The 20,011-nt window shown below is 66.1% G+C and carries 18 protein-coding genes; 9 read left to right on the top strand and 9 right to left on the bottom strand.

The window, feature by feature from the left end:
• Positions 1–18: 18 nt before the first annotated feature.
• On the bottom strand, positions 19–921 hold the full coding sequence (locus OIN59_RS11920) for a LysR family transcriptional regulator (RefSeq protein WP_274110529.1): 903 nt from the start codon (positions 919–921) through the stop codon (positions 19–21).
• A gap of 131 nt (positions 922–1,052) precedes the next feature.
• On the opposite strand from OIN59_RS11920, the gene OIN59_RS11915 reads away from it, so the two are divergent.
• On the top strand, positions 1,053–1,655 hold the full coding sequence (locus tag OIN59_RS11915; RefSeq protein WP_274110527.1) for a short chain dehydrogenase: 603 nt from the start codon (positions 1,053–1,055) through the stop codon (positions 1,653–1,655).
• 98 nt (positions 1,656–1,753) lie between these two features.
• On the opposite strand, the gene OIN59_RS11910 is transcribed toward OIN59_RS11915, so the two are convergent.
• The 5 genes from OIN59_RS11910 to OIN59_RS11890 form a co-directional block, all read right to left on the bottom strand.
• On the bottom strand, positions 1,754–2,758 hold the full coding sequence (locus OIN59_RS11910; RefSeq protein WP_274110525.1) for a Bug family tripartite tricarboxylate transporter substrate binding protein: 1,005 nt from the start codon (positions 2,756–2,758) through the stop codon (positions 1,754–1,756).
• A gap of 158 nt (positions 2,759–2,916) precedes the next feature.
• Positions 2,917–3,660, bottom strand: a complete 744-nt coding sequence (locus OIN59_RS11905; RefSeq protein WP_274110523.1) for an SDR family NAD(P)-dependent oxidoreductase — start codon at positions 3,658–3,660, stop codon at positions 2,917–2,919.
• A complete protein-coding gene (gene pcaF / locus OIN59_RS11900; protein ID WP_274110521.1) occupies positions 3,657–4,868 on the bottom strand; it encodes a 3-oxoadipyl-CoA thiolase in 1,212 nt (403 codons plus the stop codon). The genes OIN59_RS11905 and pcaF overlap by 4 nt, the downstream gene beginning before the upstream one ends.
• Before the next feature lie 33 nt (positions 4,869–4,901).
• The gene (locus tag OIN59_RS11895) at positions 4,902–5,552 is read right to left on the bottom strand and encodes a 3-oxoacid CoA-transferase subunit B (protein ID WP_274110587.1); all 651 of its coding nucleotides are present in this window, start codon (positions 5,550–5,552) and stop codon (positions 4,902–4,904) included.
• A 29-nt stretch (positions 5,553–5,581) separates the two neighbouring features.
• A complete protein-coding gene (locus tag OIN59_RS11890; protein WP_274110519.1) occupies positions 5,582–6,283 on the bottom strand; it encodes a 3-oxoacid CoA-transferase subunit A in 702 nt (233 codons plus the stop codon).
• Positions 6,284–6,378: 95 nt separating this feature from the next.
• Between OIN59_RS11890 and OIN59_RS11885 the strand changes: the two genes are divergently transcribed.
• Positions 6,379–7,179, top strand: a complete 801-nt coding sequence (locus OIN59_RS11885) for an IclR family transcriptional regulator domain-containing protein (RefSeq protein ID WP_274110517.1) — start codon at positions 6,379–6,381, stop codon at positions 7,177–7,179.
• 59 nt (positions 7,180–7,238) lie between these two features.
• On the opposite strand, the gene OIN59_RS11880 is transcribed toward OIN59_RS11885, so the two are convergent.
• The gene (locus OIN59_RS11880) at positions 7,239–7,460 is read right to left on the bottom strand and encodes a hypothetical protein (RefSeq protein WP_198509136.1); all 222 of its coding nucleotides are present in this window, start codon (positions 7,458–7,460) and stop codon (positions 7,239–7,241) included.
• A gap of 209 nt (positions 7,461–7,669) precedes the next feature.
• Here OIN59_RS11880 and OIN59_RS11875 point away from each other — a divergent pair, with 209 nt between their 5' ends.
• Positions 7,670–8,104, top strand: a complete 435-nt coding sequence (locus OIN59_RS11875) for a DUF1841 family protein (protein WP_010459392.1) — start codon at positions 7,670–7,672, stop codon at positions 8,102–8,104.
• Between the two features lie 40 nt (positions 8,105–8,144).
• On the opposite strand, the gene OIN59_RS11870 is transcribed toward OIN59_RS11875, so the two are convergent.
• Complete coding sequence (locus OIN59_RS11870) at positions 8,145–9,407, bottom strand: putative Na+/H+ antiporter (RefSeq protein ID WP_274110513.1); 1,263 nt, start codon at positions 9,405–9,407, stop codon at positions 8,145–8,147.
• Between the two features lie 379 nt (positions 9,408–9,786).
• Positions 9,787–10,449, bottom strand: a complete 663-nt coding sequence (locus OIN59_RS11865) for a c-type cytochrome (protein WP_274110511.1) — start codon at positions 10,447–10,449, stop codon at positions 9,787–9,789.
• Between the two features lie 106 nt (positions 10,450–10,555).
• On the opposite strand from OIN59_RS11865, the gene OIN59_RS11860 reads away from it, so the two are divergent.
• The 6 genes from OIN59_RS11860 (at position 10,556) to OIN59_RS11835 (ending at position 19,967) form a co-directional block, all read left to right on the top strand.
• Entirely contained in the window at positions 10,556–11,410 is an 855-nt protein-coding gene (locus OIN59_RS11860) for an AAA family ATPase (RefSeq protein ID WP_055401588.1), read from the top strand.
• Positions 11,411–11,656, top strand: a complete 246-nt coding sequence (locus OIN59_RS11855) for a hypothetical protein (protein WP_274110505.1) — start codon at positions 11,411–11,413, stop codon at positions 11,654–11,656.
• A gap of 17 nt (positions 11,657–11,673) precedes the next feature.
• Entirely contained in the window at positions 11,674–12,270 is a 597-nt protein-coding gene (locus OIN59_RS11850) for a GNAT family N-acetyltransferase (protein WP_274110503.1), read from the top strand.
• Between the two features lie 24 nt (positions 12,271–12,294).
• The gene (locus OIN59_RS11845) at positions 12,295–13,482 is read left to right on the top strand and encodes a vWA domain-containing protein (RefSeq protein WP_274110501.1); all 1,188 of its coding nucleotides are present in this window, start codon (positions 12,295–12,297) and stop codon (positions 13,480–13,482) included.
• A gap of 144 nt (positions 13,483–13,626) precedes the next feature.
• Positions 13,627–15,552: an autotransporter assembly complex protein TamA gene (locus OIN59_RS11840; protein ID WP_274110499.1), complete on the top strand. Its 1,926-nt coding sequence runs from the start codon at positions 13,627–13,629 to the stop codon at positions 15,550–15,552.
• Between the two features lie 5 nt (positions 15,553–15,557).
• Positions 15,558–19,967, top strand: coding sequence for a translocation/assembly module TamB domain-containing protein (locus OIN59_RS11835; protein ID WP_407655092.1), 4,410 nt, complete (start codon positions 15,558–15,560; stop codon positions 19,965–19,967).
• The last annotated feature ends 44 nt before the right edge of the window (positions 19,968–20,011 follow it).

The raw sequence follows: 20,011 nt of genomic DNA, 5'->3' as shown, positions 1-20,011 counted from the left end.
GACGACCGAGGGGCGCCCTCAGCGTCCCTGGCGTTCTTCCTCGCCCAGTCGCTCCACCACATATTCCACAAACCGCGCCAGCTTGGGCAATTGCCGCCGGTCGGGCGCATACACCAGTTGCACGGGCCGTGGCGCGGGCAGGCAAGGCTGCATCACCGGCACCAGCGCGCCGCTGGACAGGTCGTCGGCCAGCAGCACCTCGGGCTGCATGATCAGGCCCAGGCCGCGTAGCGCAGCCTCGCGCAGGCCGTCGCCCTGGTTGCAAACGAAGCGCGCGTTTTCGGGCCAGAAGAACTCGTCTTTACCATCGCGCAGCGTCCATTCCACCCGGCGCTGCCACACCGAATGGCTCAGGCACTGGTGTCGGGCCAGGTCGGCCGCACGCTCGGGCGTGCCGTGGCGCTGCAGGTAGGCAGGGGCAGCAGCAATCACCATGCGGTAGGGGCGCAGCGGGCGCGCCACCAGGCCCTCATTCACCACCTGGCCAATGCGCACGGCCACGTCAAAGCTCTCGCCCGCCAGGTCCACCACGCTGTCAGTGAGCTGCAGGTCCACACGCACTTGGTCATGGCGTTGAAGAAAGTCGGCCACCAGCGGCGCGATGACATGGTTGCCCAGCGTGAACGGCGCGCTGACCCGCAGCAGGCCCTGCGGCACGGCGCGGCTACGCTCTACCGCCGATTCGGCCCAGCGCACCTGCTCCAGCACGCGCTTGCTGTCGTCGTAGAACGCGGCGCCCACCTCGGTCAGGCTGTTCTGGCGCGTGCTGCGCTGAAACAGGCGCGCGCCCAGGTGGGTCTCCAGCTGCTGGATGTGTTTGCCCACCATCACCGCCGAGATGTGGAGCTGACGCGCAGCGGCGGCAAAACTGCCAGCCTCGACCACGGCCACCATGACTTCCATGTTGCGCAGCTTGTCCATGGCAATTCCCAATATTCCTAATCAATAGTTAGCACAAGCATAACTTCTACGTACTTTATGCATTGATTAATTAACAAAAGAATCGGGTTGTCAGTTCTTCTTCAACCCTTTTCAACCCCAAGGAACACACCATGTCCAAGATTCTTCTCATCGGCGCCAGCGGCACCATCGGCCAGGCCGTGCTGGCCAACCTGGGCGCACGCCACGACGTGATCACTGTGGGGCGCAACAGCGGCACACACCGCGCCGACTTTTCGCAGCCGGGCTCGGTCGCCAAGCTGTTCGCTGCCGTGGGCCAAGTCGATGCCATCGTCAGCACCGCAGGCAACCTGCACTTTGGCCCGCTGGCCGACATGACGCCCGAGCAGTTCAACCTGGGCCTGCAAGACAAGCTGCTGGGCCAGGTGCAGCTGGCATTGATCGGCCAGAAGTACCTGACCGATGGCGGCTCCATCACGCTGACCGCAGGCATCCTGTCCATCGAGCCCATCCGCAATGGCGCCAGCGCCACGGCGGTGAACGCCGCCATCGAGGGCTTTGTGGCGGCCGCCGCCATCGAGCTGCCGCGCGGCCTGCGCATTAACGCAGTCAGCCCCACCATCCTCACCGAGTCGGTGGGTGTGTACGGGCCGTTCTTCCCGGGGTTCGAGTCCGTACCCGCAGAGCGCGCAGCGCTGGCCTACCAACGCAGCGTGGAAGGCGCGCAGACGGGGCGCGTGTACCGGGTGCAGTGATCTCGTCTACCCGAATTTAAACAAAAATAGCTGCTACCGCCCTATTCATAGGCGGTAGCAGCTATCAATTTAGTAGCTGCAACGAACCTCGGTGGCGCTTAGTCCAAACTTGCGCCCGACTCCTTCACGACCTTGCCCCATTTGATGGACTCGGCCTGGATGAAGGCAGCAAACTGCTCGGGCGTTTCGCTGTACGTTTCGGCGCCTTGCTCGTTGATCTTCTTCTTCACATCCGCCTGGTTCAGCACCTTGACCAGCGCGGTGTTGAGCTTGGCCAGCACCGGCGCGGGCGTACCGGTGGGCGCAAACATGCCGAACCACGATGTGGCCTCGTAGCCGGGCACACCGGCCTCGGCGATGGTGGGCACGTTGGGCAGCTCGGGCGAGCGCTTGGCCGTGGTCACGGCAATCGGCACCAGTTTGCCGCTGCGCACATGCTGGATGGCCGAGGGCATGTTGTCGAACATGATGCCGATCTGGTTGCCCAGCAGGTCGGTGACGGCGGGTGCGCTGCCCTTGTAGGGCACGTGCACCATGTCCACCTTGGCCAGGCTCTTGAACAGCTCGCCCGACAGGTGGATGGAGCTGCCGTTGCCCGACGAACCAAAGTTGACCTTGCCGGGGTTGGCCTTGGCGTAGGCGATCAGTTCCTTCACGCTCTTGTAGGGCTGCGCGGGGTTGGCCACCAGCAGGTTGGGCACGTTGGCCACGCGCGTGAGCGGCGCGAAGTCCTTCACGGGGTCAAACGGCATCTTCTTGTACAAGCTGGCATTGATGGCGTGCGTGCCCACCGTGCCCATGAACAGCGTGTAGCCATCCGCTGGCGCCTTGGCCGCCATGGTGCCGCCGATGTTGCCACCCGCACCCGCGCGGTTGTCCACGATGACCGACTGGCCCAGCTCGGTGGTCAGTGCCTGGCCGATGATGCGCGCCAGGATGTCGGTGGTGCCGCCTGCGGCAAAGGGCACAACGATGGTGACGGGCTTGGTGGGGTAGGCCTGGGCGAGCGCAGCGCTGCTGCCCAGTAGGCCGATACCAGCGAGGGCGGTGACAGCAGCGGCCGACAGCGCGAAGCGGCGGGTGGTGTGGGTGGAACGGGTCATGGTTTGTCTCCTTCAAGAAGGTGGATGAATGGATGGGTGCCACCAGCGCCGCGTTGGGCAGGGTCTGGCCGCGCCGTGGCCTCAACCGGGTGCCGATGCCTCCGGGCGAGAACGGGGGGCGCCCCTTGCGGGGCGGCAGGGAAGATCAGTTCAGGTTGCTAAACAGGCGCCACTCCCAGCGTGGTGCCTCCGCACACGTACAGCACCTGCCCGGTCACGAAGCCGTTGTCGGGCGAGAGGAAAAACAGCGCCGCGCGCGCCACATCGTCGGGCGTGCCCATGCGGCCCACGGCGATGCTGTTCAAGATGCGCTGCGTCTGCGGCGCACCGTCGGGGTTGCTCTGGCGGAAGAGTTCGGTGGCAATCGGGCCGGGGCCAATCGCGTTGACGGTGATGCCGTCACGACCCAGCTCCATGGCGAGCGTGCGCGTCATGCCGATCATTCCGGCCTTGGTGGCCGAGTACACGATGCGGTCGCCCTTGCCCAGCGCGGCACGCGACGACATGTTGACGATGCGGCCCTGCCCGCTGGCGCGCAGCGTGGGCAAAAAGGCCTGCACCAGCAGCATGGGCGCACGCAGGTGCAGGCCCACCACGTCATCCAGCTGCGCCGTGGTGGCAGTATCGATGGTGCCGGGGCGCGTGGCGCCCGCGTTGTTCACCAGCGCCGTCACGTTGTGTTTGGCGGCAATCTCGGTCGCGCGCTCGCGGGTCGATGCCTCATTGGTCAGGTCGCCCTGGTACGAGGTAAGCCGAGGGTGGCTCCAGGTGGGCAGCACGTAGTCCAGGTTGACCACGGCGTGGCCCTGGGCCAGCACGGCGTCGGCAATCGCACGGCCGATGCCGTTGCTGGCACCCGTAATGACGGTGACCGGTGTGGGGTTGCGTTCGATCACGGTCACACGCGCTCCAGGATGATGGCAATGCCCTGCCCCACGCCGATGCACATGGTGCACAGCGCGTACTGGCCGGCGTGTTCATGCAGGCGGTTGACGGCGGTGGTGACCAGCCGTGCACCGCTCGCACCCAGCGGGTGGCCCAGCGCAATCGCGCCGCCCCAGGCGTTCACCCGCGCGTCGTCGTCCTTGATGCCCAGTGCGCGCAGCACGGCCAGGCCCTGCGCTGCAAAGGCTTCGTTCAGTTCGATCACGTCCATGTGGTCGATGGTCAGGCCCGTCTGCGCCAGCACCTTCTGCGTGGCGGGCGTGGGGCCAAAACCCATGATGCGCGGCGCCACACCGGCCACCGCCATGCCCACCACGCGGGCGCGGGGCTTGAGGCCGTATTTGGCAGCGCTGGCTCCGTCGGCCAGCAGCAGTGCGCAAGCACCGTCGTTCACGCCGCTGGCGTTGCCCGCCGTCACCGTGCCATCGGGCCGCACCACGCCCTTGAGCTTGGCCAGCGCTTCCAGGCTTGTCTCGCGCGGGTGTTCGTCCTGGCTGACGATGATGGCGTCGCCCTTCTTTTGGGGGATGTGCACGGGCACGATCTCGCGCGCCAGGTGGCCGTCCTTGATGGCGGCTACAGCGTTGAGCTGGCTGCGCAGGGCCATCTGGTCTTGCGCTTCGCGCTCAATGCCGAAGTCCGTCGCCACGTTCTCAGCGGTTTCGGGCATGGAGTCCACGCCGTACTTTTCTTTCATCAGCTTGTTGATGAAGCGCCAGCCGATGGTGGTGTCGTACACCGCGTTGTTGCGGCTGAAGGCCGACTCGGCCTTGGGCATCACGAACGGTGCGCGGCTCATGCTCTCCACGCCGCCCGCAATCATCAGGCCCGCCTCGCCTGCCTTGATGGCGCGCGCCGCGGTGCCCACGGCGTCCATGCCAGAGCCGCACAGGCGGTTGATGGTGGCGCCGGGCACGTCGATGGGAAGGCCCGCCAGCAAGCTGCTCATGTGGGCCACGTTGCGGTTGTCTTCACCGGCCTGGTTGGCGCAGCCGTAGAGCACGTCGGTCACGGCCGCCCAGTCCACGCCGGGGTTGCGGTCCATCAGCGCCTTGATGGGGATGGCACCCAGGTCGTCGGTGCGCACGCTGGAGAGCGCGCCGCCATAGCGGCCGAAGGGGGTGCGGATGGCGTCGCAGATGAAGGCTTGGCGTTGTTGGCTCATGGTGTTGTCTCCTCGTTTCTTGGGGGGTTGGATTCAGGCGGCCGCACGGATCGACAGGCCCACCAGTTGCTCCAGCTCGGCCAGCGACAGGCCAGGCACGGTGTCGATGAGCTGCAGCCCCGTGGGCGTGCAAGCCAGTGTGCACAGATCGGTGTAGATGCGCTTCACGCAGGCGACACCGGTGAGCGGGTAGCTGCATTGCGTGACGATCTTGCTGGCGCCCTGCTTGGTCAGCAGGTCCATCATCACCCAGGTCTGCTTGGCGCCGATGGCCAAATCCATCGCGCCGCCCACGGCGGGGATGGCTCCGGGCTCGCCGGTACTCCAGTTGGCCAGGTCACCCGTAGCCGATACCTGGAAGGCGCCCAGCACGCAGATATCGAGGTGGCCGCCGCGCATCATGGCAAAGCTGTCGGCATGGTGAAAGTACGCACCGCCGGGCAGCAGCGTCACGGGCTGCTTGCCCGCGTTGATGAGGTCGTAGTCCTCCAGACCCGCAGCGGGCGCGGGGCCCATGCCCAGGATGCCGTTCTCGCTTTGCAGGATGACCTCGCGGCCTGCGGGGATGTGGTTGGCCACCAGGGTGGGCTGGCCGATGCCCAGGTTGACGTAGGCGCCGTCGTGGATGTCTTGCGCCACGCGTTTTGCCAACTCGTCTTTACTACGTTTTTGATAGCTACTCACGCTTATTCCTTGTGCGCCAGAGGCCAATTTCATGCTGATTTCTTGAAACCACCGGCCTGGGTGGCCGTGCGGTCGATCTTCACGACGTGAGTCACGTAGATGCCGGGGGTGACGATGGCCTCCGGGTCCAGCGAGCCGAGCGTGACGACCTCGTGCACGGTGGCGATGGTGGTCTTGGCGGCAGTGGCCATCACGGGCCCAAAATTGCGGGCGGACATACGGTAAGTGAGGTTGCCCCAGCGGTCACCCTTCTCGGCCTTGATCAGGGCCACGTCGCCGTGGATGGGGTACTCCAGCACGTAGTGTTTGCCGTTGATCTCGCGCGTCTCTTTGCCAGCGGCCAGCTCGGTGCCATGCGCTGTGGGGCAGAAAAAGGCGCCGATGCCCGCGCCCGCAGCGCGCAGGCGCTCGGCCAGGTTGCCCTGAGGTACGAGTTCCAGCTCCAGCTTGCCGCTGCGGTACAGCTCGTCGAACACATGGCTATCGACCTGGCGCGGAAAGCTGCAGATGATCTTGCGCACCCGCCCTGCCTTGAGCAGCGCGGCCAGGCCCTGGTCGGCGTTGCCAGCGTTGTTGTTGACCACGGTGAGGTCGCGCGCGCCCTGGGCGATGAGGCCGTCGATCAACTCACCCGGAATGCCGGCCGTGCCGAACCCGCCTATCAACACCGTGGCACCATCCTTCACCCCCGCGAGGGCCTGGGCCACCGAGTCCGCCAGTTTGTTGATCATTGCAACGCTTTCTTGGTTTGCTTGGTTGTTGTCTCTTCGAAATTTGTTCGCATACAGAACAAATGTTCGCTTAAAGAATTATAGTTGGCACACGTATGAATTCACAAATCCCAGAAACCAAAGACCCCAAACCGAGCGACAGCTATGTGCAGTCGTTCGCGCGCGGGCTGGAGGTGATCCGTTCTTTCAGCGCGGCCACGCCGCAGCAGACGTTGAGTGAAGTGGCCGCGCAAACTGGCCTGACCCGTGCGGGCGCACGGCGCATCCTGCTCACGCTGCAGACGCTGGGGTACGTAGAAACGGACGGCAAGCTGTTTCGCCTGAGCCCGCGCATCCTGGACCTGGGGTTTGCCTACCTGTCGTCACTGCCCATCTGGAACCTGGCCGAGCCAGTGATGGAAGATCTGGTGGAAGAGGTGCGCGAGTCGTCATCGGCCGCTGTGCTCGACGGCCTGGACATCGTCTATGTGCTGCGCGTGCCCACGCACAAGATCATGCGCACCACGCTGGGCGTGGGCTCACGCCTGCCCGCATGCTGGACGTCCATGGGCCGCATGCTGCTGGCCGGGCTGCCAGACGATGAACTGCAGGCCCGGCTGCAGGGCCACCCCATGCAGCGTTTTACCGAACACACCACCACCGATGTGGATGCGCTGATCGCCCACATCCGCCAGGCGCGGCAGCAAGGCTGGTGCCTGGTGAACCAGGAGCTGGAAGAAGGCTTGATATCGATTGCGGCGCCGCTGACCAACCGCATGGGGCAGACAGTGGCGGCGCTCAATATCAGCGGTCAAGCCAACCGCACGAGTGCGGCGGTGATGCAGGAGAGCTTGTTGCCCGGGCTGCTTCGCGCGGCAAAAACCATCTCGCGCATGATGGGTGCCCCACGCGCGTGAGTGACAGCAGGCCTGCGCAGCAGCAGCGCTGCCGTGGATTTTGAGACGGGCTCAAATCATCAGCGCTTGCGAAAGCCCAACACCAGCACCACACCGCCAAGTACCATGGCGCCCAGGCTCATCCATTGCGGGATGTTCACGGACTCTTTTTCCTTGACCGTCAGCTCCAGTGGCCCCAGTTTGGCTTGGGTCGTGTCCTTGGTAAAACTGAAGCCCCCGGTCAAAAATCCGGCCAGCCCCAACACCAACAACAGCACACCGACGATTCGCATTGCATTCATAACGTTTCTCCCCATGCCGGGTTTGGAGGACTGCGACAAAGTGGACCCGGCTCCCGGCCTTTGCGCCAGCCCAATGTAGGTGCGCCGCCCCACGGTCAGCGTAGGACGCCGCCCCGGCGCGATGTAGCAGGCAGGCGCAATCCGCATCGCCCTCCCCCGCCTTCCCTTCAGGCGCCAGGCTCTTGCCCTGCGTGCTACCCTCACGCCCCATGTTCAGCCCCTCTCAAGCCGATGTGCGCCGCTTTCTGTGTGGTGTGCACGCCAAGACCCAGAGCGGCGCGCCTATGGAAGCCATCGAGACGTTGGCCAGCCTGTGGATCGCCGAGCACCCCGAATACCACGCCGACCTGTCCGACGCCGACGCCGCCGTGGCCCGTAACTACGACGAAACGCCGGGGCAGACCAATCCGTTTCTGCACCTGTCGATGCACCTGTCGATCAGCGAGCAATGCAGCATCGACCAGCCACGCGGCATCCGCCAGGCGGTGGAGCTGCTGACGGCGCGGCTCGACTCATTGCACGACGCGCACCACGCAGCCATGGACTGCCTGGGCGAAATGCTGTGGGAAAGCCAGCGCGCAGGCCGCCCGCCCGATGGCGATGCCTACATCGCCTGCGTGCAGCGGCGCGCCACGCGGGACTAAGAACCTGTTCAAGGTCTAAGCCCCGCACGGAGCGTGGTGTTCACAACAGCTTGAACGCCAGCACCGCCACCAGCGTGGGCGGCAACGCGCCCAGCAGCAGTCCCAGCGGGTGGATGGCGTTGTCAGCGAACTTTTCTTTCAAGATCGCCGCGCCTGCAGGGTTGGGTGCATTGGCAATCACCGTCAGGCCACCGCCCGTCACCGCTCCCGCCACCAACGCCACCTTGAACTCGTTGCTGAGGCCTTCGACCAGTGAGCCCAGGTAGGTCAACGCAGCGTTGTCGGTGAAGGCCGTGAGCGCTGCCGCGCCAAAGAACACGGCGTTGGCGTCCATCTTCATGAGCACTGGCTGCAGCCACCACTGTTGCAAACCGCCCAACACCACCAGCCCGGCCAGAAAAAAGGCCACCAGCAAGGCCTCGCGCAGGATCAACGGGTTTTGATGGCGCTGGTAGGCGGTGGTGAACCCCATAAAGAAGAGGAACAGGCCCATAAAGACAGCAGGGTGGTGCGCAAACAGCACCACCAGCGCCAGGAACATCAGGTGCACCAGCATCACGGACACAGGGACTGGCGCCTCGTCCGTGGCGATCTTGCGCCCCATGTGCCCCACCTGGCGGCGAAACAGCAGCGTGGCGATGCCCGCATTGACCACAACGGCCACGGCGGCCTTCCAGCCAAAGTTCGACGCCATGAACCACAGGTCCCAGTTCCACTGCGCCGCCACCATGAGCACCGGAGGCGCAGCAAACGGCGTGAGCGTGCCGCCGATCGAGATGTTGACGAACAGCACGCCAATGGTCGAATACTTGAGCTTGCTTGACAGCGGCTGCGAGAACAGGATGTCGCGCAGCATCAGCGCCGCCAGCGTCATCGCAGCAGGCTCGGTGATGAAGGAGCCCAGCAGCGGGACGACCGACAACACCACAAAATACATCGCCACCCCGCGCTGCAAAGGCATGCATCTCGCGAGCAGCCGAACCGCAGAGCCCGCCATCTGAAGAATCGGCCGAGTAGCCGCAATCACCATGATCGCGAACACAAACAGCGGTTCGGTGAAGTTGCGCGAGTCCAGGTATGCCGTGGCCTCCTGCTTGCCGCTGATGGAGAACATGAACAGCATAAGCACCAGCGCCCAAAAGCCGAAGACCACTTCCACCTCGCCCATCAGATGCCAAATGCCCGCATGTTTGGGCTGCGTGTGCGCGAGGTGCTCGAAATACTTGGTGGAGAAGGTGTGGAGGATGGCCAGGCCGAACAGGACGGCACCGATCACCTGGATCAGGGTGGGAGAGGAGTTCATGGGTCGCAGAAAAACCGCGCGGCGGCCCGACCAGCGCATGAACCTGCCGAGCCACCATGGCGCCGACACCCAATCATGATTTTACCGTGGGACGACTGCGGGCCTTGTAGGCGCAGCGCGCTTTAACAGCCGCGCGTGCTGAGCACACCACCATGCCACCCACTCGGGAGTCGCACGTTCCAGACCATCATGTGGGCGCCCTATCTGCAGATCCCTATCCGCAGCCCCTATCCGGTCACTCGCCCGCACAGCCGCTGCCATCAACACCCGCTGAGCCCATCCCCAGTGGGCACCGTAGCTGCCATCCACCGAAGGATGCGATCGCCCAGCAAAAAGCCCGCCGAAGCGGGCCTTTTTGGTGAGTCAGCGCAGTTGCCGATCAACGAAAGCGCGACTGGGGCACCGTGTGCAGGTCACCGTCCAGGCCGCTCACGTAACTGGCCAGCGCCTTCAGTTCAGCGTTGGTGAACTGCTTGGCCACACCGCCCATGATGGCGTTACCTCGGCCCACGTTGGTGTTCTTCTCGACCTTGTAGGACTTGAGGGCCACAAACAGGTAGTCGGCGTGCTGGCCTGCAATCTTGGGGTACGAGGGGTCGATGGGCTTGGCAAAGTTGTCGCCGTGACAAGACACGCAGGCGCCCTTCTTCAGCAACCCCGCCACCTGCACACTGGGTTCGCGCGAGGGCTTGGCGGGCAGCTCGGCACCGGTCTTGCCGTGTTGTTCGTAGTAGGCCGACACGTCAGCGATGTCCTTCTCGGACAGCGACTCGGCGATGCCGCGCATGGTGGGGTGCTTGCGTTCGCCCTTTTGGTAGGCGACCAGCGCCGCCGCAATGTACTTGGCGCTTTGGCCCGAAATCATGGGCACCTTGTGCACCTCGGGGAAGCTGGCTTGGTAGCCTGGAATGCCGTGGCATCCAATACACATGGCAATCTTTTGCTTGCCGGCTTCCACGTCGCCCTTGGCTTCCTGGGCGTGGGACAAGGCGGTCACGGAAGCGACAGCCAGGGCAAATAGCGTGGTCAACGTTTTGTTCATTTTGCGCGCACAATCTCGTGGAAGTTCAGCTCTGGGCTCTGATCAGCAGTCGATTATAGCCAGCGCCCTGTCAAGCCCATTCATCAACGATCCGGTGTTTTCCCCCATGAAATTCCAAGGCTCCCAGAACTACGTCGCCACCCAAGACCTGATGCTCGCCGTCAATGCCGCCATCACGCTGCAACGGCCGCTGCTGATCAAGGGTGAGCCCGGCACGGGCAAGACGATGCTGGCCGAGGAAGTGGCCCAGGCGCTGGACATGCCGCTGCTGCAATGGCACATCAAGTCCACCACCAAGGCGCAACAGGGCCTGTATGAGTATGACGCAGTGAGTCGCTTGCGGGACAGCCAACTCAATGATGGCGACAGCGCCGAGCGCGTGAAGAACATCCGCAACTACATCATCCAGGGCGTGCTGTGGCAGGCCTTCACGGCCGACCGGCCCGTGGCGTTGCTGATCGACGAGATCGACAAGGCCGACATCGAGTTTCCGAACGACCTGCTGCGCGAGATCGACCGCATGGAGTTCTACTGCTACGAAACGCGCGAACTCATCAAGGCCAAGCACCGCCCACTGGTGTTCATCACGTCCAACAACGAAAAAGAGCTGCCCGACGCCTTCCTGCGCCGCTGCTTCTTTCACTTCATCAAGTTCCCCGAGGCCGACACCATGCGGCAAATCATCAACGTGCACTTCCCCACGCTCAAGAGCGAGCTGCTCAGCGTGGCGATGAAGACGTTTTATGACGTGCGCAACCTGCCGGGCCTGAAGAAGAAGCCTTCGACCAGCGAACTGATCGACTGGCTCAAGCTGCTGGTGGCCGAAGACATCCCGCTCACCGCCCTGCAAAGCGCCGACAACAAGGTCGCGGTGCCTCCACTGGTGGGGGCGCTGCTCAAGAACGAACAGGACGTGAGCCTGTTTGAAAAGCTGGTGTTCATGAACCAGAGGAACCGCTGAGTGAGCGACGGCAACAACGACACCCGCCAACTGCTGGTCAATGGCCTGTCTGACGCCGTGGGCTTCGTGGGTGGTGCGCTACTGGGTTTCTGGCTGGGCAAGTTGCTGGGGCTCGACATCTTCGCGCCCGGCTATGGCACCGGCAGCCTGATTGGCATCGCCATGGTGGGCATCGGTGGTGGCCTGGGCCTGCATGTGGCTCGGCGCTGGCAAACCAGCCGCCGCAGCCAGCCGTCCAAGGATTAATGAAAGGGTAGAGCCCCATGGCTTTTGTAGAACCTGTCACGCTGCGTGATCGCGGCATTCGCCTGGAGCCCCTGGCGCTGTCCCATGAACAAGGCCTGGCCGCCGCCGCTGCCGATGGCGAGCTGTGGAAGCTGCGCATCACTTCGGTGCCCGAGCCCCAGGACACCCGCGCGTACATCGAGGCAGCCCTCAAGATGCGCGAAGACGGCAACCGCTTTGCCTTTGCGGTGGTCGATGATGCCACCGGCAAAGTCCTTGGCACCACGAGCTACCACGACATCGTGCCCGCCGTGAAGCGCGTGGAGATCGGCTGGACCTGGTACTGCAAAAGTGTGCAGCGCACCCACGTCAACACCACCGCCAAGCTCTTGATGATGGGCCACGCGTTCGACACGCTGGGCTGCCACGTGGTGGGCTGGCGCACCGACAACTACAACTTTGCGTCGCAACGCGCCATTGAGCGCCTGGGTGCCAAGAAGGACGGCGTGCTGCGCGGCCACGCACTGCGCCGCGACGGCACCATCCGCGACACCGTGATGTACAGCATGCGTGCCGGCGAATGGCCCGAGGCCAAGGCGCAGTTGCTATATCTTTTAGAGCGCCACGCGCAATAAGCACTAGCGCCAGAGGCCAAAATCATGCTGATCGACTTCTTCTACACCCTGCGCTCGGCCAAGTTGCCTGTGTCGGTCAAGGAATACCTCACCCTGCTCGAAGCCCTGCAGGCCGGTGTGGTGGGCCCCAAGTCGGATGACGCGTGGAGCCTGGACGATTTCTACAACCTCTCGCGCCTCACGCTGGTCAAGGACGAAAAGCACTACGACAAGTTCGACCGGGCCTTCGGTGCCTACTTCAAGGGCGTGGAGATGGTGGCCGACTTCACCAAGCAGATCCCGGCCGACTGGCTGCGCAAGATCCTGGAGAACGAACTCACGCCCGAGCAAAAAGCCGCCATCGAGAAGATGGGCTGGGACGAGCTCATGGAGACGCTGAAAAAGCGCCTCGAAGAACAAAAAGAACGCCACGAGGGTGGCAACAAGTGGATCGGCACCGGCGGCACCAGCCCGTTTGGCCACGGCGGCTACAACCCGCAGGGCGTGCGCATTGGCGGCGCAGGCAAAAACAAGAGCGCCGTGAAGGTGTGGGAGCAGCGCGCCTACAAGGACTACGACGACCAGCAGGAGCTGGGTACACGCAACATCAAGGTGGCGTTGCGCCGCCTGCGCAAGTTTGCGCGCGAAGGGCATGAGCTGGAGCTGGACCTGCCCGACACCATCCGCAGCACGGCGGCCAATGCGGGCTACCTGGACATCAAGATGGTGCCCGAGCGGCACAACAACGTGAAGGTGCTGCTGCTGATGGACGTGGGCGGCACCATGGACGAGCACATCCAGCGGGTAGAAGAGCTCTTCAGTGCGGTCAAGAGCGAGTTCAAGCACCTGGAGTTCTACTACTTCCACAACTGCGTGTACGACTTCATGTGGAAGAACAACCGCCGCCGCTTTGCCGAGAAGTTTCCGACCCTGGACATCATCCGCAAGTACAACAAAGACTACAAGCTGATCTTTGTGGGCGACGCGACCATGAGCCCCTACGAAATCCTGCAGCCCGGCGGCAGTGTGGAATACAACAACGAGGAAGCGGGCGCGGAGTGGATTCAGCGCCTCACGCACGCCTTCCCCAAGTTTGCGTGGATCAACCCCGAGCCCCAGGGCGTGTGGCAGTACCGCCAGAGCATCAGCATCATCCAGCAACTGGTGAGCAACCGCATGTACCCGCTGTCGCTCAAGGGGCTGGAAGAGACCATGCGGCTGCTGTCCAAATAACCCGTGCGCACTCGGCAAGGTGCCTTGTGAGCATCTGTCCGACAGGGAGCGCTGCAGTTTCAGGGCATAGTCGGGGATGACGTGGGCGGGCCTCGTGGTTCTGCCCCATACATTCCATCCCTTCAAGACACACTCCCTCGCGCCGTGCCTATCCGCGTTTTGCGCCCCACCACCGCTACCACCCCAACGCCGGCCCTGTGGTCGGCGTTGCTGCTTTCTGGCGCGCTGAGCCTCGGCGGCTGCAGCCTGTTGCAGCGTGCCGACGAGCCCGCAACCAGCGACATTGCCAGCCCCGCCGCCAGCGATGGTGCCGCTGCGTTTGACGTGGTGGTGCGCGCGCCCGACGGCGTGCGCGAGACGCTGGAGCGCCACCTGGAGCTGCAGCGCTTTCGCCAACTGCCCGACCTGCAGGCCAACGAACTGCAGCGCCTGCTGGGTGCCACCGACGCCAATGCGCGGGAACTGCTGAGCACCCTGGGCTACTTTGCCCCCACCATCACCGTGGAGCTGACCGAAGCGCCAGACACCGCCAGCGCCCGCAAAACGGCCCCTCGCACCGTCACGGTCACTGTAGAGCCCGGCCCACCAACACGCATTGCCGCTGCCAACATCACCGTGGCAGGCACCGCCGATGCGGACACCGACAACCTGGCGCGCCAACAGCAGCGCCTGCAGCGCAACTGGTCCCTTGCACCCGGCCAACCCTTCACCCAGTCGGCGTGGGACAACGCCAAGGCCGACGGGTTGCGCCAGCTGCAGGCGCGGCGCTACCCCACGGCCCGCATCGCCAACAGCCGGGCCGAGATCGATGCTGACCTGCACGAAGCCCAACTGGGCGTGAGCTACGACCCAGGCCCCGCCTACCGATTCGGCCCCTTGCGGGTTCAGGGCAGCGAGCGCTACAACAGCGATGGCGCGCGGCGCCTGGCACGCCTGCCCACCGGCGCGGTGTATGACGAGGCCCAGATGCTGGACGCCCAGTTGCGCCTGGCCAGCAGCGGCTACTACGACGCCGTGTTCCTCACGCTCGACACCGAAGGCACCGACCCGCAAGCTGCCTCCGTGGTGGCCCAGGTGCGCGAGGCCGCGATGCAAAAGCTGGTGTTTGGCCCCGGCTTCTCGACCGACAGCGGCGCACGCCTGTCGCTGGAGCACATCCACAACCAGATGCCCGTGCTGGGCTGGCGCGCGGTAACCAAACTCGCGCTCGACCGCGAAACCAAGCTCGCCAGCACCGAATGGACAGACCTGCCCAACAACAACGGCTGGCGCTGGTTTGCGGGTGGCCAGGCGCTGCGCGAAGCCACGGGCGACTACGACGTGAACAGCGGCCGCCTGCGCGCGGGCCGCAGCAAAAGCACCAAAAGCATCGACCGCAACTACTTTCTGCAATACGACTATGCCAACAGCCAGGGCCTGACCGACAACACGCGGTCGCCCTCCGACACCAGCACGGCCCTGAGCATCAACTACGGCTGGACGGGCCGCTACTTCAACAGCCTCACCGCCCCCACGCGAGGGCACGGCGTGGCGGTGGAGCTGGGCCTGGGCACTACGCTGCGGCCAGAGCGCGACCCGTTTGTGCGCACCCTGGTGCGGTGGCAGTCCTTCATCCCTGCAGGGCGCGTGCAAGACGATGCGGGCATCGGCCGCAATGCGCGCGTGGCACTGCGGGCCGAGGCAGGCGCCGTGCTGGCGCGCGAGGGCGCGCAGATCCCCGTCACACAGCTTTTTGTGACCGGTGGCGACACCACGGTGCGCGGCTACGGCTACCGCAGCATCGGCGCGCGCACCGACAACGGTCAGCTCTATGGTGGCCGCTACCTGGCCGTGGGCAGCGTGGAGTGGCAGCGCCCCATCGTCTACCAGGGCGCCATGACCGACTGGGAAAGCACACTGTTCGTCGATGCAGGTGCCGTGGCCGACAAGGTCGGTGACCTGAGCCCGCGTGTGGGCGTTGGCGCCGGTGTGCGCTGGCGCAGCCCCGTGGGCCCGCTGCAGGCCGACCTGGCTTACGGCGTCAAGACCAAAGAGGTGCGGTTGCACCTGCGTCTGGGGTTCAGCTTCTGATGGTGATGAGCAACGCCCCACACACCTCCAGGCCCCGCGCCCGTGCGTCGGACTTCAGCGCCGGGTCCTCGTCCGCCCCTCGCCCCCAACCACCCCGCGCGCCGCGCGTGCTGCGCGCCCTGGGCTGGCTGCTGGTGGCCCTGGTGGCCTTGCTGCTCACGGTCAGCGCGCTGCTGTGGTGGTGGGCGGGCAGCAACACATCACTGGCCACCACACTGGCCCGCGCGGCGCAATACCTGCCCGCCAACCAGCAACTAGAGAGCCGCGAGGTCAGTGGCTCGCTGCGCAGCGGCGGGCGCATTGGCTGGTTGCGCTGGAGCAGCCCCACCCTGGCGGTGGAAGTGACCGACATCCGCCTGGGCTGGCAGCTGGCCCCCTTGCTGCAGCGCCGCCTGGAGCTGGGCGAGGTGCATGCCGCCCGCGTACAGATCACAGCCCAACCTACCGACGCGCCCAAGCCCACGCCCCTTACCGACCTAGTGCTGCCGCTGCAGCTGGGCGTGCCGTTCCGTGTAGACCAGTTGTTGTGGGCCGGGCCGCCCGCCGTGGAGGCCCGGGGCCTCGTGGGCGACTACCGGTTTGACGGCCGCCAGCACCGCCTGAACATCGGCGCGGTAGAGCTGGCCCAGGGCCAGTACAGCGCACGCGCCACGCTGGACGCCCAAGCCCCCATGGCGCTGGACGCCACCGTGGACGGCACCGTGCGCACCGCCGTCCCCGGGGGTGGCGCGGCGCTGCAGGTGGGCGCCCACGCCACGCTGCAGGGCACGCTGGCCACCGCCGCAGCCCAACTACAGCTGCGGGCGCGCGTAAACCCCGCGCCGCCCAGCGAAGCCCCAACACCACCTGCAGCCGCGTCTGCCAGCCAACCGCGCGCACCAAAACCCCCGCCTCCACGCACAACCACCGCGCCCGCTGCAGAACCCATGCAGGCCGACCTGTCCGCCACGCTGGCACCATGGGCGCAGCAACCGCTGCTGTCCGCCAACGCCACGTTGCGTGCCATCAATCTGGCGGCCCTGTGGCCGCAGGCACCCGCCACGCAGCTGAACGGCACCGTGCAAGCCGGGCCGACATCCGGTGGTTCAGGCACGGCCGGCAACCCCACAGGCTGGAGCCTGCAGGCCCGGCTGCGCAACGACCTGCCCGGCCCGTGGGACAAAACCCGCCTGCCACTGACCGCATTGGACGCGAGCGCAAACTACGACGGCACACGCTGGACCGTGCCCAGCGCCACCCTGCAGGCAGGTGCGGGCAGCATCACGGCACAGGGCCACTACACCCCCGCCACCCACGCCCTGGAAGGCCAGGCCACGCTGCGTGCCCTGCGCCCCGACACCCTGCACACGCTGCTGGCCGCCGCCCCGCTCTCGGGCCGCGTCGCCGCGCAAACCCAGGACGACGCCGTGCGCTTCAGTGCCGATGTGCGGGCTGACCAAAGTACGGCTGCGCGCGCCGTGATGACAAAGACAACAGCGGCAGCAGGCGCACCGCTTCGCATCAACACCTTCAGCACACAAGGCACCTGGCAGGCCGCCGCTGGCGGCACGGTGCGGCTGGACCGTCTGGTACTGGACGCCCTGCAGGCCCGGGTGGAGGCCACCGACCTGCGCGTGGCGCTGGGCGCACAGTCCGCCCAAGGCAAAGTCACCGTGGCGGTGCCCGGTGCCACGGCACAGGCACAAGGCACGCTGGCCGCACAAAGCGGTGCAGGCGACCTGCAGGTGCAGTGGACCGACACCGACCGCACGCAGCGCTGGCTGGCCAGCCTGCCGCTGGTGGGCGCTGCCGTGCAGCGCACGCTGCAAGGGGCCAGCGCCAAGGGGGCGGCACAGCTCACCGCCCGCTGGAAGGGTGGCTGGCAAACGCTGGCCCAGCAACTTCCAACAGCCAACGCTGCCAACGTGCCACCTCGCAACCAGGATCGCTTTGAGCTGCAAGCCACGCTGAACGCCCCCCACCTGGACCTGACGCTGCCCGCCACCACCACCACCACCACCAACGCAGGCGGCGGTACAACCGCCGGGCAAGCCCTGCAACTGCGCGCCATCCAGGCAGAACTGGGTGGCAACTTGGCACAGGCCACCCTGGCGTTGCGTGGCGAGGTCCGCACGCCAGCCCCCCAGTCCATACAGACGGCGGTGCAGACCCGCGTCTCCAGCACCATGGTGGGTGCTGGGCAATGGCAGCTGCAGGTCAGCGAACTGCGCCTGCAAGCGCAAGCAGCGCAGCGCCCCGGTCCATGGACCCTGCAACTGTCGGAGCCTTTGGGCATGACCGTGCGCACTGGCGCACACACCCCCAGCGCACCCGCCTCAGGGGCGAGTAGGCGCGCCACACCGTCCGCCTCGGCATCCGCATCCACCCTCAGCCTGCAGGCAACAGCCGGGCAGGCCCGCGTGACAGGCCCCTTGCCGGGCACCGTGGCACTGCGCTGGTCGCCCGTGCAATGGTCAGCGGCCACGGCACCCGGCGCCGCCCTTCGGTTGCAAACGCAGGGCACGCTGCAGGGCCTGCCCATGGCCTGGGTCGATGCCCTGGGCCTGGGCGAGACACCGGCCGCCGCAGGCCAGCCCGCGCAGCCGCTGCTCGCGCGCATGGGGCTGGCCAGCAGCATCGTGCTCGACGGCCAATGGAGTGTGGACACCACCGGCGACGCCCTGCGCGCCAGCGCCAGCCTGCGCCGTGCCAGTGGCGACCTGCGCATCCTGGCGGGCGATGCCACGGCCGTCACGGCGGTGCAAAGCAGCGGCCAGGGCGCTGGCTCGGGGGCCACCACCGTGCTGGCGACCAGGGCCACACCGCCTGCAGGTTCATCCAGCGCATCGGGCGCCCCAGGCACTCCCGCCGGTGTGCGCGAGGCAGAAATCACAGTCTCTGCCGAAGGCGACAAGCTGCGCGCGCGCCTGCTGTGGGCCAGCGACCGCGCAGGCGAGATCGACGCCACCGCCAGCACGCGCCTGGCCGCCACCCATGCCGATGCACCCTTCACCTGGCCTGCAGACGCCCCGCTGGCCGGCACCCTGCGCGCGCGCTTGCCAGACGTGGGCGTGTGGTCGGCGCTGGCACCGCCCGGCTGGCGGGTGCGGGGCACGCTGGACGCCAGCGCCACCTTGTCGGGCACGCGCGATGCCCCGCGCTGGGCGGGCACCTTGGGGGCCGACGACATGGCGGTGCGCTCGGTGGTCGATGGCGTGGACCTGCAAGGCGGCCGCCTGCGCGCCACGCTACAGGGCAACCAGCTCAACATCACCGAGTTCCGCCTGCAAGGCGGGCGCGGCAGCAACGCGCGCATCGCGGGCTTCAGCGGCAACCGCACTGCGGCAGCGCAAGACGGCGGCACGCTGACCGCCACCGGCCGCGTGGCCTGGGGTGACAGCGCCACGGCAGGCACCGGCTTGTCGGGCATCGCCATGTCACTGCAGGCCGAGGCCAAGGCCCTGCAGGTGCTGGTGCGGGCCGACCGGCAAGTGAGCGTGTCGGGCCAAGTGCAGGCGCAACTGCAACAGGGGCAGATCAGCCTGCGGGGCAAGCTCACCACCGACCGCGCCACCATCATCCTGCCCGACGAATCAGCGCCCCGCCTGGGCTCGGACGTGGTCGTGCGCTCTGCCGCCAAGGACCGCGAAGACCAGGCCAAGGCGCAGGCCGCCGCCAAGGCCAGCCAGGTGGCGGCGCAGGCAGAGACAGCCAAGCCCCCCGACATCGCCATCACCCTCAACCTGGGGCACGACTTTGCGCTTCAGGGCCAAGGCATCACCACCCGGCTGACGGGTGAAGTGGACATCCGCAGCAGCGCCGTGCCCGGCGCCCCACCCCGCGTGACCGGCGAAGTGCGCACCGACCAGGGCCGCTACCGCGCCTGGGGCCAGATGCTGGATGTGGAGACGGGCCTGATCCGCTTCAACGGCCCCTACAACAACCCCTCGCTCGACATCCTGGCGCTGCGCCCCAACATCAGCGTGCGCGCGGGGGTGCAAGTCACCGGCAGCGCGCAGGCGCCGCGCGTCACGCTGTACTCCGACCCCGAGCTGCCGGACGCCGAAAAACTGTCGTGGGTGGTGCTGGGCCGCAACGCATCGGCGGGCGGGGCCGAAGCCGCCGTGCTGCAGCAGGCAGCGCTCGCCCTGCTGGGCCGCAACGGCAGCAAAAACCCCACCGCCAACGCCGCCAGCCGCCTGGGCCTGGACGAGATCGGCTTTCGCGGCGCCAGCACGGGTGAGGACGCCAGCGCCGCCGCCCTCACGTTCGGCAAACGCCTGTCCAAAGACCTGTACGTGACGTATGAGCGCAGCCTGTCGGGCACGCTGGGCACGCTCTACATCTTTTACGACCTCTCCCGCCGCCTCACCCTGCGCGGGCAGACGGGGGAGAAAAGCGCGGTGGACATCATCTATACGGTGAAGTACGACTGAGGCGGAGCACACCAGGGAGCGAGCGCACGCCCACTACAATGCGC

Origin of the sequence: Acidovorax benzenivorans, from assembly GCF_028680575.1 — a bacterium.
GTDB classification, from domain to species: Bacteria; Pseudomonadota; Gammaproteobacteria; order Burkholderiales; family Burkholderiaceae_C; genus Acidovorax; species Acidovorax benzenivorans.
This window is presented reverse-complemented; position numbering and strand designations above follow the sequence as displayed.